The organism is Peribacillus sp. NPDC055009 (genome assembly GCF_053608705.1).
Map to the genome: position 1 here is coordinate 84,875 of NZ_JBSGVZ010000014.1, position 13,599 is coordinate 98,473.

Sequence of the window (13,599 nt, forward strand, 5' to 3'; positions counted from 1 at the left end):
CAATAAGCTAATAAAGGTGATTTATAAAATGAGGAGGATTATTCATGTCTATTGCTTCCGATACAATTACGGAAAAAAGCGGCTACAAGCTTCATGTGGTCCGGACGGATAAATATAAAACGAATACTCTCGTGCTGAAGATGAAAGCCCCGTTGACAAAAGAGGACGTTACATATCGTGCATTGCTGCCATATGTGTTACAAAGCAATACAAGTAAATATCCTACAACACCCGAGCTTCGATCTTATCTTGATGATTTATATGGAGCAGGGTTTTATGTCGATGTAGCTAAAAAAGGCGAATATCAAATCATAAGTTTTACTATCGATATCGTCAATGAAAAATTTCTTAGTGATTCAACCCCGCTTCTCGAAAAGGCTTTTGGGTTATTATCAGAGGTGATCTTTAATCCGAAGAAGAATGGCGAGGCCTTTGACTCTAAAACGGTTTCCAATGAAATCCGTTCTTTAAAACAGCGGATTCAATCCATTTCCGATGACAAAATGCGATATTCAGCTATACGCCTTGTAGAGGAAATGTGCAAAAACGAACCATATGCTTTAGAAGCGAGCGGTAATCTACAAGACTTGGAAACGATAACTCCTGAGTCCCTTTTCTCTTATTACAATAAAGTGCTGGCGGAGGATGAAATCGATTTATATGTAATCGGTGACATCGATGAATCGGAAGTGCAGGCTCTGGCTGACAAGTATGTTTCATTGCAAGAACGAGTGCCTGTGAGACTGCCCGGGAAGACGGGCAAGGTAGTGGAGAAGGAAAAAGAAATCATTGAGAATTCGGATGTGAAGCAAGGGAAATTGAATATCGGTTATCGAACCCAAGTTGACTACGGTGATCCGGATTATTATGCACTTCAGCTTTTCAATGGGATTTTTGGTGGCTTTTCACATTCAAAACTTTTCATCAATGTCCGGGAGAAAGCCAGCCTTGCTTATTATGCAGCTTCGAGGCTCGAAAGTCATAAAGGTCTATTGATGGTCATGGCCGGCATTGAAAATGCCAACTACAAGCAGGCATTGGATATCATTCATGCACAAATGAAGGAAATGAAGCAAGGGAATTTTTCCGAAGAAGAGCTCGCACAGACAAAGGCGGTCGTTAAGAATCAACTACTTGAAACCATTGACGTTTCGAGAGGGCTTGTGGAAATTTTATATCATAATGTGGTTTCCGGGCAGGATATATCACTCGACGAGTGGTTTGCAAACACAGAGCGGACGACAAAGGAAGAAATCATTGCAGTTGGTCAAAAGATTCAGCTTGATACGATTTATTTCCTAACGGAAGAGGAGGTGCAAGGGTAATGGAAAAAATAGCATTCACTCAATTGAAAGAAGAACTTTTCCATGAAAAAATGGATAATGGCCTTGAAGTGTATATTCTTCCGAAAAGTGGCTTCAATAAATCATTTGCCACTTTCACGACGAATTATGGTTCGATTGACAACCATTTCAAACCTTTGAATGAAACGGAATTCACTAAAGTACCTGATGGAATTGCCCATTTTCTTGAACATAAGCTTTTTGAAAAGGAAGATGGAGATGTTTTTCAGCAATTTTCAAAGCAGGGAGCATCTGCAAATGCCTTTACTTCTTTCACTCGTACAGCTTATTTATTTTCCAGTACGTCCGACTTCGGTAGGAATCTTACTACCTTAATCGACTTTGTCCAGGATCCTTATTTTTCGGAAAAGACGGTAGAGAAGGAAAAAGGAATCATTGGGCAGGAAATCAATATGTATGATGATAATTCGGACTGGCGATTATATTTTGGAACGATAGCCAATATGTATCATCAGCATCCCGTGAAAATCGATATTGCCGGTACTGTGGAATCCATTGCAGATATTACGAAGGATATGCTTTACGAATGTTATAATACGTTTTATCATCCTAGCAACATGCTCCTATTTGTTGTAGGACCGGTTGATGTCGAAAGCACCATGAAGCTGATCCGGGATAATCAAAATAATAAAGGATACAACGAACAACCTGAGGTGGAACGTAAGTTTGACCAAGAGCCTGAAATTGTTGCCAAGGACAAGGAAGTCTTAAGAATGAATGTCCAGACACCAAAAGTTATGCTGGGAATCAAGGCGACCAATGTCAATCAATCCGGTTCGCAGCTTTTGAAAAGGGAATTGGCAACCAATATTTATCTGGAAATGCTGTTCGGCAAAAGTTCACCTTTGCATGAGGAGCTATATGAGGAAGGGTTGATCGATCAAAGCTTCTCATATGATTATACACAGGAACAAGGTTTTGGATTTGCGTTAATTGGCGGGGATAGTGCTAAACCTGATGAGTTGACGGAGTCTTTATTTGGTATCCTGCAAAAATCAAAAGCCGGAACCGGCCTGAATGAAGAAAGCCTGCAAAGGACAATCAAGAAAAAAATCGGTTCTTTCCTTCGTTCTCTGAATTCGCCGGAATATATAGCAAATCAATTCACCAGATATGCATTCAATGATATGAACTTGTTCGATGTTGTATCAGTATTGGAAAAACTAACGATCGAAGATATCAGGGAGGTCGCCAAGGACTTAATATCCGATGAACGGATGACAGTCTGTCAGGTACTTCCTAAATAATATAAAGGGGGCTCGAATGTGGGGAAACGTTTTGCCCTTATTACTGGAGCCAGTGGAGGAATCGGCCGGGAAATAGCTATAAAGCTCGCCGAGGAAAATTATTCACTTTATTTACATTATAACAGCAATGAAGAAGCGATACTTGAATTGATTGAAGAACTGAAGCCCCATCAAGTCGAACTTATTCCGATTCAAGCGGATTTGGCTGCACCGGATGGATACAGGAAATTGGCGGAAAATATCTTTGCCCTCCATGCAATCGTCCTCAATAGTGGCAATAGCTATTATGGGCTAATATCTGACATGGATGAGAAAATCGTTAATGAAATGGTGCAGCTGCATGTAACGAGCCCTTTCCAATTAACAAAGGAACTGCTTCCAAAGCTTATGTACCAAGAACAGGCTGCCATCGTTGCGGTCACATCGATTTGGGGGCAGACAGGTGCATCCTGTGAAGTATTATATTCAATGGTCAAGGGCAGTCAAAATGCTTTTATCAAGGCGCTTAGCAAAGAAGTCTCACTTAATGGAATCCGGGTGAATGCCGTTGCCCCCGGAGCGATTTCCACTTCCATGCTCGAATCTTTCAGTGCAGAAGATCTGGAGATCATCAAAGGAGATATCCCGATGGGCAGGATGGGGCATTCCAAAGAAGTCGCGGAGGCCGTATACTATTTGCTTTCCGACAAGTCATCCTATATAACCGGGCAAATTTTAGGCGTAAATGGCGGATGGTACACATGATTTTTTTAAAGACATGTATAATTTCCTCGGTTCCTTCACAAAATATCTATGTACTATTTTGAAGGAAAGGGTGACCATTCATGTCTGTACTGGACAATTGGGATCAATGGAAAAACTTTTTAGGCGACAGATTACATCAAGGTGAACAACAAGGCTTGTCAGAAGGCGCTGTTAACAACTTGGCTTTCGAAATCGGTGATTACCTGGCTAATCAGGTTGAGCCCCAGAATGATCAAGAGAAAGTGCTTGCTGATCTTTGGTCAGTTGCAAGCGATCAAGAAAAACACGCTATGGCAAGTGTCATGGTCAAGTTAGTCGAGAACAATGGAACGAAGTAAAATATCCCTCCAAAGGCCCTGTTATTAAATAACAGGGCCTTTTGGATTTAAGTGGATGATTATTTATCCTCTTATATAAAAATGAATATTTTTCTAGGGTTTTTCCTTTTAACTTATCAAGAAATGCTATATTATAGAAGCTAGACAATTAATATAAAGTGTTCAGACCTTGAAATTTACGATGGATAAGTTTTTTGCCCCTGAGTAGGGTAAAAGCTTTTAGGCTTAAGGAGTGTTATCGTGGATAATAAAGAATGGTATTTTGAATATGAAATCCAAGTCAACCGTCCTGGTTTATTAGGGGATATTTCATCCCTTCTGGGGATGCTTTCCATTAATATCATCACCATTAACGGGGTCGATGAAGGCAGGCGTGGTTTACTTTTGTTGGCGAAAGACAGCCGTAATATAGAAAGATTCGAGTCAATTCTCCGTACGATGGATACGATAAAGGTCATTAAGCTGAGGGAACCTAAATTGCGTGATCGCCTCGCAGTCAGGCATGGACGTTATATTCAGCGCGATGCCGATGAGAAAAACACCTTTAGGTTTGTCCGTGATGAACTGGGCTTGCTTGTCGATTTCCTGGCCGAGCTGTTTAAACAGGAAGGGCATAAATTGATCGGGATACGAGGGATGCCTCGTGTCGGGAAAACTGAATCCATCGTAGCCTCGAGTGTATGTGCTAATAAGAGATGGTTGTTTGTGTCATCGACCCTTTTAAAGCAGACTATCCGCAGTCAGCTTATTGAGGATGAATATAATAATGATAATTTGTTCATTTTAGATGGAATTGTTTCCACTCGCCGTGCAAATGAGCGTCATTGGCAGTTGATTCGAGAAATAATGAGGCTTGATGCTGTCAAAGTAATCGAACATCCGGATGTTTTTGTCCAAAATACAGAGTATACCCTCGAAGACTTTGATTATATTATTGAATTGCGAAACAATCCTGAAGAAGAAATAACATATGAAGTTGTCGACCAAAAAGACCAGTTTTCAGGGTCCGATTTTGGTTCCTTTGACTTTTAAAATGGCAGGTGTTTTATTTGACTGAGTTAGGTAATCGATTAAAGGAAGCTAGGGAAGCCAAAGGCCTTAGCTTAGAAGATTTGCAGGAATTAACGAAGATCCAAAAGCGTTACCTTATAGGCATTGAAGAGGGAAATTACAGTATGATGCCTGGAAAGTTCTATGTACGGGCATTCATAAAGCAATATTGTGAAGCGGTCGGACTGGACTCAGAAGAGATTTTCGAACAATATAAAAGTGAAGTGCCATCAGTCTATAGCGAGGAATTGCCAGAACAGCTTTCAAGGGTCCAATCCCGGAAAACTATACCGGCAGGAGATTCAAAGGTTGTTGAAATGTTACCGAAGATCCTGGCTGTCGTTTTAGTAATTGGTGCGGCCGTTTTGATATGGGTACTGGTATCGAATTATATGAGTAACCCTGATAATGATGATAAAAAGAACGCTAAAGAGAATGAAGCTGTGGGCTACAATAAAAGTGATGGGTTTAACGAAGAAAAAGAGAATGCAGACAAAAAACAGGAAGAAAAATCTGAGTCATCTGATGAGAAGAATGAAGATGATGCAGTTGTCAAAGATGAAAAGAAAGAGCAAAAACTTGCCGTCACAAGTTCCAGCGGTAAAAATAGTACGTATGAATTAAAAAATACCGATACCTTTAAATTAAAGGTGACCTCAAAAGGCTCGCCATGGGTCGGCATAAAAAATGGTGAAGGTAAATTACTATTCCAGGGCACTATCGACAAGGACAAAAGCCAGGAAATTGATTTCACCAATGAAAAAGAAGCTGTCATCAATATAGGCAGAGCATATGAAACTGAGATTTATGTGAATGATGAGAAGCTGGAGTATTCCATTTCACCGACTGAAGTGAATACGCAATTGGTTACGATACAATTTACGAAAGCCGAATAGTCATCTTATAGATGACTATTTTTGCTCTATTTAATGGTAAGGCGACGGGGAAATGGATTACCCGGCATATAAGATTGGATTTTGAGTTAAATTATACATAAAAGCGTATTTTAGATCTAAGACGCAGGCCCGAATGGCAGGCGTAAATTTTGGAGGTAAAAGTTTTGAATCTGCCTAATAAGATTACAGTAGCAAGAATCTGTTTAATACCAGTATTTTTAATCATCATGCTCGTTCCTTTTTCATGGGGGACGCTGACTTGGGGAGAATACAGTTTGCCAGTGGCGCACTTAGCTGGAGCCATCCTCTTTATTATCGCTTCCACTACGGATTGGATCGATGGCCATTTTGCCAGAAAATATAATATGATTACTGATTTAGGGAAATTTTTAGATCCACTGGCTGATAAGCTTCTGGTTTCGGCTGCCTTAATCGTTTTGGTTGATCTAGATTTAATGTACGGTCAATCATGGATCGCCATCGTGATCATAAGTCGCGAGTTTGCAGTCACCGGATTGCGTTTGGTGCTAGCGGGTACAGGGGAAGTGGTTGCAGCGAACCAGCTTGGTAAAATAAAAACATGGGCACAAATTGTTTCTATTTCGGCTTTATTGCTGCATAACCTCCCATTTGCCTTAATTTCACTTCCATTTGCCAATATCGCATTGTGGATTGCATTAATCTTTACAATCTGGTCAGGCTTGGATTATTTTATAAAAAACAAAGAAGTATTTGTTAATTCAAAGTAAAAACGAATGGTGGTTTTGAAAAGATGGATGCAGAAATCATTGCAGTGGGCTCAGAGCTTCTTTTAGGACAAATCAATAACACTAATGGAAGGTTCTTATCGCAGCAGTTTGCGGAAATGGGGATCAACGTTTTTTACCATACTGTGGTCGGGGATAACGATCGCCGTTTACAACAAGCTATAGAAATCGCTGAATCTAGGGCGAACTTGATTGTCTTTACCGGTGGACTCGGTCCTACCAAAGATGATTTAACGAAAGAAACGATTGCTCGCCATATAGGGAAAAAGCTCGTTTTTAATGATGAAGCTTTGCATTCCATTGAAGCTTACTTCCAAAAACGGGAACGGCCGATGACGGAAAACAACAAAAAACAGGCCCTTGTCTTAGAAGGCAGTGAAGTGTTGGCAAACGATCATGGCATGGCACCGGGAATGGTCTTGTCCAAATCTGGGATTACATATATGCTTCTCCCTGGTCCGCCAAGTGAAATGGAGCCGATGTTTTTAAGTTATGGTTATGAAAAGATCATGAATAAACTGGAAAAGCATGAACGGATCGATTCCAAGGTTCTTCGGTTCTACGGTATAGGTGAAGCCGAACTGGAAACGGTGATTGAAGATCTTCTTGTCAATCAAACGAATCCGACAATTGCTCCGCTGGCAGCCGAAGGGGAAGTGACGTTAAGGATCACCGCTAAAGACTCTTCTAAAGAAAAATGCGAAGAGCTTATTTTAGAAGCGGAAAAAGAAATTCTTAGCAGGGTCGGTAAGTTCCACTATGGAAGTGATAATACTTCGCTAATAAAGGAACTTGTAAAAGAATTAACGGTCCGCAAGCTTTCAATTGCTGCAGCTGAAAGCTTGACCGGTGGGATGTTCCAAGAACAGCTGACAACCATACCGGGCGCGGGTAAAGTCTTCAAAGGCGGAATTGTCTGCTATACGAATGATGCGAAGTCGAACGTCCTTGGCGTCAGCGATGATACCATATCTGAGCATGGGGTGGTCAGCGGTGAGTGTGCAATGGAAATGGCCTCTAATGTCCGGAGCAAGCTCGATGCGGATGTAGGCATAAGCTTCACGGGTGTTGCAGGTCCGGATGAACAAGAAGGCAAGCCTGTAGGGACAGTATTCATTGGCATTTCCTATCGGGATGGAAACACTCATTTCAAGGAGTTGAATCTTTCCGGAAGCAGGGCGCAAAACCGGATTCGGAGTGTGAAGTACGGCTGTCATTACCTATTAAGGGATTTATAACGCTAAAAGCAGAGCTTTTTACAGCTCTGCTTTTTATTTGGTTTTAGAAGTTTGTTTCTTGAAAAATAGGGAAAAAAAGAAAAAAGTTAATTCAATGAAAATGTTTTTTTTAGGGAGCAAGTGAAAGGAAATGGAGATTTCCTTAAGATAAAACGCTTTTTTACAGAGAATGCCCCGAAAGAAAAAAACGAATGAATGTTCGACTTTTTGCTTGGCAAAATTGTAAAAAGAGTATATAGTAAAGATAGGTTTTGAGACAGGATGCAAACCTTGATCTCGAATAATTGCTAACGTAAGTACACCTTTAATCGGACAGCCGATTATTTGAATATAGAGGAGGAAATTGAGTGAGTGATCGTCAAGCGGCTTTAGATATGGCGTTAAAACAAATTGAAAAACAATTTGGTAAAGGTTCTATTATGAAACTTGGGGAACAGTCTGATCGTAGGATTTCAACGATTTCAAGCGGTTCTTTAGCATTGGACGTAGCATTGGGAGTGGGCGGATATCCAAGAGGCCGGGTCATTGAGATATATGGACCTGAAAGCTCAGGTAAAACGACTGTTGCATTACATGCTATTGCAGAAGTACAAAAGACTGGCGGCACGGCTGCATTCATTGATGCAGAGCATGCTTTAGATCCAGCATATTCAGAAAAACTTGGTGTAAATATAGATGATTTACTGCTTTCACAGCCTGATACGGGTGAACAGGCCTTGGAGATCGCTGAAGCATTAGTTCGAAGTGGAGCTGTAGATATCATTGTCATTGATTCGGTGGCAGCACTTGTTCCTAAAGCTGAAATCGAAGGCGAAATGGGAGATTCCCATATGGGTCTTCAAGCGCGGATGATGTCCCAGGCGCTTAGAAAACTGTCTGGTGCCATTAATAAATCAAATACCATTGCCATTTTCATTAACCAAGTCCGTGAAAAAATCGGTGTTATGTTTGGGAATCCAGAAACGACTCCAGGAGGCCGGGCATTGAAGTTCTATTCAACTGTTCGTCTGGAAGTGCGCCGTGCGGAACAATTAAAACAGGGTAATGAAATCGTCGGTAATAAAACGAAAATCAAAGTTGTAAAAAACAAGGTTGCTCCACCATTCCGTCAAGCAGAAGTTGACATCATGTATGGTCAAGGGATTTCCCAGGAAGGTGAAATCATCGATATGGGTGCAGATCTTGATATCGTCCTTAAAAGCGGCTCGTGGTATTCATACAATGAAGAGCGTGTTGGACAAGGCCGCGAAAATGCGAAGCTGTTCTTGAAAGAAAATCAGGATATCGCTCAGGAAATTTCTCAGAAAATCAGAGATCACTATAATCTCGATGGAGAGCATGAATTACCGCCAGAAGAAAATGAACCAGAAGAGCATTTTGAATTGCTTGATTAATGGTATTTGGAAAAGGCCTAAGCTTGTTCGCTTAGGCCTTTTCTATATATTTTGAGAAAAGTGTGAAATTTTCAGCGGAATAAATGGCATTGAAATAACTTTTCCATAAAGAATGCTGTACATTATGATGGTTGATATTGAGAAAACTTGAATAATCATTGATACATAAGGGACAAACGCTTGACAATAAAAATTCTCAACTATACAATTAATATGTATATTTTACAATTTTTCAAACTAAAATTTTGAAAATTAAGTGCTGTATATTGAATTTATGTGCAATGTACTTGCCGACAGTTCAACATTTTATGTAAAAAGTTCATAGCAAGGGGAGGTGAAACGATGGAACCCATGACAATCATCTTCACTTTGCTTGGCCTAATCGTCGGTGCAGTTGTTGGTTATTTTATTCACAAATCAAAATTTGAGAGTAAAATAGCAGGGGCAAAGGGCTCTGCTGAACACATCCTTGAGGATGCAAAACGTGAAGCGGAAGCACTTAAGAAAGAAGCCTTGTTGGAAGCAAAAGATGAAATTCATAAAGTTCGTGCCGATTCGGATCGGGAAGCCCGTGAAAGAAGGAACGAATTACAAAAACAAGAAAATCGGTTATTGCAAAGAGAAGAGAATCTGGACCGCAAGGATGAAACGTTAGACAAACGTGAAAGCCTTTTGGAGAAAAAAGAAGATTCTCTAAACCAAAGACAACAGCATATTGAAGAGATGGAAAGCAAAGTGGACGAGACGGTTCGTAAGCAGCAAACAGAGCTTGAACGTGTTTCCGGTTTAACTCGTGAAGAAGCTAAAGCAATCATTATAGACCGAATGGAAAACGAGCTTGCTCACGATGTAGCGCTTATGATTAAAGAAAGTGATACCCGTGCCAAAGAAGAAGCTGATAAAAAAGCAAAAGAAGTTCTTTCTCTTGCCATTCAGCGTTGTGCGGCTGATCATGTTGCAGAAACCACCGTTTCTGTAGTAAATCTTCCAAACGATGAAATGAAAGGACGGATAATCGGACGTGAAGGACGAAATATCCGGACGTTAGAAACGCTAACAGGTATTGACCTTATTATCGATGATACTCCTGAAGCTGTCATTTTATCTGGATTCGATCCAATTAGACGGGAAACGGCACGCTTGGCTCTTGAGAAACTTGTTCAGGACGGAAGGATCCATCCGGCCCGCATTGAAGAAATGGTTGACAAAGCAAGACGTGAGGTAGATGAACATATTCGTGAAATTGGTGAACAAACGACTTTTGAAGTTGGAGTTCACGGTCTCCATCCAGATCTCATCAAAATTTTAGGACGTTTGAAGTTCCGTACTAGTTATGGGCAAAACGTACTTAAACATTCAATTGAAGTGGCCCAGCTTTCAGGTTTACTGGCCGCTGAGCTTGGAGAGGATGAAGTTCTTGCCCGCCGTGCAGGTTTACTGCATGATATTGGGAAAGCGATTGATCATGAAGTAGAAGGCAGTCACGTTGAAATTGGCGTTGAATTAGCAACCAAATATAAAGAGCATCCAACTGTCATTAACAGCATCGCTTCACATCATGGCGATACTGAACCAACTTCCATCATTTCAGTGCTTGTGGCTGCCGCTGATGCATTATCAGCTGCAAGACCGGGAGCTAGAAGTGAAACGCTTGAAAATTACATTAGAAGACTTGAAAAACTTGAGGAAATTTCCGAATCCTATGATGGAGTGGAAAAATCATTTGCGATTCAAGCCGGACGAGAAGTGCGGATTCTAGTGAAACCAGAACAAATTGATGATCTTTCGGCCCATCGACTCGCACGTGATATCCGGAAAAGGATTGAAGAAGAGCTCGATTACCCTGGTCATATAAAAGTCACGGTCATCCGTGAAACAAGAGCAGTCGAATACGCTAAATAATAGTTAATGAAAAACGAAGTGGTGCAAACCACTTCGTTTTTTCTTTTTCGGATATTAATCGTTAAGCGTAACTCCTATAATTACCCCAAATTATGTTACAATACATACTTGAATAATTCATATAATTAGGTGAATCTAGAAAGGGTTTTACAATGAAATTGCTATTTATTGGAGATGTGGTGGGGTCTCCTGGTCGTGACATGATCCAAGAATACCTTCCTAAGTTAAAAGAAAAGTATCGTCCGCACATCACGGTCATCAATGGCGAGAATGCAGCAAGTGGCCGGGGGATTACAGAAAAGATTTACCGCAGTTTTTTAGAGTGGGGAGCACAGGCAGTGACCATGGGAAACCATACATGGGATAATCGTGATATCTTCAATTTTATTGATGAAGCGAAATATCTCGTCCGTCCAGCGAACTTTCCAGACGGGGCACCTGGAGAAGGAATGAAATTTTTAAAATTGAACCAGTATGAAATAGCGGTCATCAATTTGCAAGCGAGAACATTCATGCCGGATTTGGATTGTCCGTTCAAAAAAGCTGAAGAACTCGTGGCGGAGGCTCAAAAAAAGACACCAATCATCTTTGTCGATTTTCATGGAGAAGCTACAAGTGAGAAGCAGGCTATGGGGTGGTTCCTGGATGGGAAGGTTACAGCCGTTGTCGGCACACACACACACGTCCAGACAGCAGATAACCGTATATTGCCTGGAGGCACCGCTTACATATCAGATGTAGGCATGACAGGACCATATGATGGCATCCTTGGTATGGGAAGAGATGCAGTCATTCATCGGTTCCTAACTAGCCTTCCTGCTCGTTTTGAAGTGCCAAAAGAGGGGCGGACCCTATTAAGTGGGATACTCCTTGAAATTGATGATAAAACTGGCAAGGCTAAAAAAATAGAAAGGATTCTGATTAACGAAGATCACCCCTTTTATCATTGATTGGAACGGATGGACAGTCAAACTGGCCATCCTTTTTTCGATTCATTAATAAATGGTGGACAATCCCGGTTTTCTTTGTCATACAAGTTTTACTTGATGAATATAGTAGCAGTGGAAAGTGTTATAACTATTGAGCCAAGTTAGAATCGGCAGGGAAAACAAGGAGGACTAGGAATGGAAATATTAAAAGTTTCAGCAAAATCTAATCCTAATTCTGTAGCAGGCGCACTAGCGGGAGTGCTCAGGGAAAGAGGAGCAGCCGAAATTCAAGCAATCGGTGCAGGTGCGTTAAATCAAGCCGTCAAGGCAGTAGCAATCGCAAGAGGGTTTGTCGCACCTAGTGGAGTTGACTTGATTTGTATTCCTGCCTTTACAGATATACTTATTGATGGCGAAGAACGAACGGCAATAAAACTAATCATTGAACCAAGATAACTCCATGTTTGGATGCCCTGTTTGTCGGAAGGCGAGCAGGCTCTTTTTTGTCGTGAAATCCAAATGACGAAAAATCCATATCCCTTTATAATGGAATATAGAATCATTAAAAGACACAGGAAGGGGGATTACATTGACAATTTTTGATGCCCATTGTGATGTACTGATGAAGATGTTCATCGATCCGGATATTTCATTTGCAAATAGTGATAAATTACATATAACAAAGCGGGGATTATTGGATGAAGGGGGAAAGGTCCAATGTTTTGCAATATATATTCCTGAAAAAGTCCACCCTGATATGAGATTTCAAGCGGCTTTGGCGATGGTGGATATTTTTCATGAAAAGATTTTATCAGAGCCGGAAATGAAATTTATAAAGACCAAGGCAGACATCGAATCTTTAAAAGAAAAGGAAATAGGTGCAATGCTTACTTTGGAGGGGTGTGATTGCATCGGGAATGATTTGTTGAAATTGAAAACCCTCATTCATCTTGGCGTGTCCTCCGTAGGCCTAACTTGGAATTACGCCAACTTGGTAGCGGATGGGGCATTAGAAACAAGAGGGGGCGGCTTGACGGGGTTTGGAACCGAGGTGGTCGCGCAATTGAATGAGAAGTCGATTTGGTGCGATTTATCCCATTTATCCGAAGCGGGATTTTGGGACACCTTAAATTTGGCTAAATTCCCAATTGCCTCCCATTCGAATGCTTATCATCTTTGTCCGCATCCGCGAAATTTAAAAGACGGGCAGATAAAAGCCCTTTTACAGAAAAATGGGGTGATCGGCGTAACCTTTGTCCCGCAATTTCTGGCAAATGGTGAATCAGCTACGATAAAGGATATCCTGAAACATATTGAGCATGTATGCAGTTTGGGAGGGGAAAGACAAATTGGATTAGGGTCTGACTTCGATGGAATCGATCATATGGTAGAAAATTTATTGTCATATAATGATTATCATAACTTAATAAATGAACTGAACAGGCTTTATTCCAGTGAGATTGTAAAAGGTCTCCTTTTTGATAATTTCACACGTAATTTTCCGCTTGGAAAGGAAATATCTTAAGTGATTTTCAATTCTTACTATAAAGATATGAATAAATATTCTGAAAATATAAAAAATAAAAGCAAAAAGGTTGCAATTTGATGATTTAACCGATAGAATTGAAAGCGTTTAGTACACCTTTCCTAAATTAGAACGATAATTTTACATAGTTGAATGTTCTGAAGAGAGGTGCGGTTAAATGCATTTATATACGAACGTCCTAAAG

13 protein-coding genes are annotated in these 13,599 nt (G+C 40.7%); all 13 read left to right on the forward strand.

Going from position 1 to position 13,599, the window contains the following annotated elements:
- Window positions 1-44 precede the first annotated feature (44 nt).
- The 13 genes from yfmF (at window position 45) to ACWF5P_RS19410 (ending at window position 13,394) form a co-directional block, all read left to right on the forward strand.
- Complete coding sequence (yfmF, locus tag ACWF5P_RS19350) at window positions 45-1,325, forward strand: EF-P 5-aminopentanol modification-associated protein YfmF (RefSeq protein ID WP_434169095.1); 1,281 nt, start codon at window positions 45-47, stop codon at window positions 1,323-1,325.
- Complete coding sequence (gene yfmH, locus ACWF5P_RS19355) at window positions 1,325-2,611, forward strand: EF-P 5-aminopentanol modification-associated protein YfmH (protein WP_434169096.1); 1,287 nt, start codon at window positions 1,325-1,327, stop codon at window positions 2,609-2,611. Before yfmF ends, yfmH begins: the two co-directional genes overlap by 1 nt.
- 18 nt (window positions 2,612-2,629) lie before the next feature.
- Window positions 2,630-3,355, forward strand: a complete 726-nt coding sequence (ymfI, locus tag ACWF5P_RS19360; RefSeq protein ID WP_137019699.1) for an elongation factor P 5-aminopentanone reductase — start codon at window positions 2,630-2,632, stop codon at window positions 3,353-3,355.
- A gap of 80 nt (window positions 3,356-3,435) precedes the next feature.
- Complete coding sequence (locus tag ACWF5P_RS19365) at window positions 3,436-3,693, forward strand: DUF3243 domain-containing protein (protein WP_101224701.1); 258 nt, start codon at window positions 3,436-3,438, stop codon at window positions 3,691-3,693.
- Between the two features lie 240 nt (window positions 3,694-3,933).
- On the forward strand, window positions 3,934-4,725 hold the full coding sequence (locus ACWF5P_RS19370) for a DUF3388 domain-containing protein (protein ID WP_034313530.1): 792 nt from the start codon (window positions 3,934-3,936) through the stop codon (window positions 4,723-4,725).
- A gap of 8 nt (window positions 4,726-4,733) precedes the next feature.
- The gene (locus tag ACWF5P_RS19375) at window positions 4,734-5,639 is read left to right on the forward strand and encodes a helix-turn-helix domain-containing protein (protein WP_232782996.1); all 906 of its coding nucleotides are present in this window, start codon (window positions 4,734-4,736) and stop codon (window positions 5,637-5,639) included.
- Between the two features lie 164 nt (window positions 5,640-5,803).
- Window positions 5,804-6,388 carry a CDP-diacylglycerol--glycerol-3-phosphate 3-phosphatidyltransferase gene (gene pgsA, locus ACWF5P_RS19380; protein ID WP_034313524.1) on the forward strand — a complete coding sequence of 195 codons (585 nt, stop codon included), beginning with the start codon at window positions 5,804-5,806 and terminating at the stop codon, window positions 6,386-6,388.
- 23 nt (window positions 6,389-6,411) lie between these two features.
- Entirely contained in the window at window positions 6,412-7,644 is a 1,233-nt protein-coding gene (locus tag ACWF5P_RS19385; protein ID WP_101224703.1) for a competence/damage-inducible protein A, read from the forward strand.
- A gap of 347 nt (window positions 7,645-7,991) precedes the next feature.
- Window positions 7,992-9,038: a recombinase RecA gene (recA, locus tag ACWF5P_RS19390; RefSeq protein ID WP_101224704.1), complete on the forward strand. Its 1,047-nt coding sequence runs from the start codon at window positions 7,992-7,994 to the stop codon at window positions 9,036-9,038.
- Window positions 9,039-9,380: 342 nt separating this feature from the next.
- Entirely contained in the window at window positions 9,381-10,940 is a 1,560-nt protein-coding gene (gene rny / locus ACWF5P_RS19395; RefSeq protein WP_063231807.1) for a ribonuclease Y, read from the forward strand.
- A 152-nt stretch (window positions 10,941-11,092) separates the two neighbouring features.
- Window positions 11,093-11,890 carry a TIGR00282 family metallophosphoesterase gene (locus tag ACWF5P_RS19400; protein ID WP_101224705.1) on the forward strand — a complete coding sequence of 266 codons (798 nt, stop codon included), beginning with the start codon at window positions 11,093-11,095 and terminating at the stop codon, window positions 11,888-11,890.
- Window positions 11,891-12,064: 174 nt separating this feature from the next.
- Window positions 12,065-12,325: a stage V sporulation protein SpoVS gene (spoVS, locus tag ACWF5P_RS19405; RefSeq protein WP_029281188.1), complete on the forward strand. Its 261-nt coding sequence runs from the start codon at window positions 12,065-12,067 to the stop codon at window positions 12,323-12,325.
- A 133-nt stretch (window positions 12,326-12,458) separates the two neighbouring features.
- A complete protein-coding gene (locus ACWF5P_RS19410; protein ID WP_452445178.1) occupies window positions 12,459-13,394 on the forward strand; it encodes a dipeptidase in 936 nt (311 codons plus the stop codon).
- Window positions 13,395-13,599: the final 205 nt, after the last annotated feature.

What these genes read in the sequence shown, in the direction of transcription:
- ACWF5P_RS19365 (WP_101224701.1), top strand. Translation starts at nt 3,436, where the DNA reads ATGTCTGTACTGGACAATTGGGATCAATGGAAAAACTTTTTAGGCGAC.
- ACWF5P_RS19385 (WP_101224703.1), top strand. Translation starts at nt 6,412, where the DNA reads ATGGATGCAGAAATCATTGCAGTGGGCTCAGAGCTTCTTTTAGGACAA.
- rny (WP_063231807.1), top strand. Translation starts at nt 9,381, where the DNA reads ATGGAACCCATGACAATCATCTTCACTTTGCTTGGCCTAATCGTCGGT.
- yfmF (WP_434169095.1), top strand. Translation starts at nt 45, where the DNA reads ATGTCTATTGCTTCCGATACAATTACGGAAAAAAGCGGCTACAAGCTT.
- yfmH (WP_434169096.1), top strand. Translation starts at nt 1,325, where the DNA reads ATGGAAAAAATAGCATTCACTCAATTGAAAGAAGAACTTTTCCATGAA.
- spoVS (WP_029281188.1), top strand. Translation starts at nt 12,065, where the DNA reads ATGGAAATATTAAAAGTTTCAGCAAAATCTAATCCTAATTCTGTAGCA.
- ACWF5P_RS19400 (WP_101224705.1), top strand. Translation starts at nt 11,093, where the DNA reads ATGAAATTGCTATTTATTGGAGATGTGGTGGGGTCTCCTGGTCGTGAC.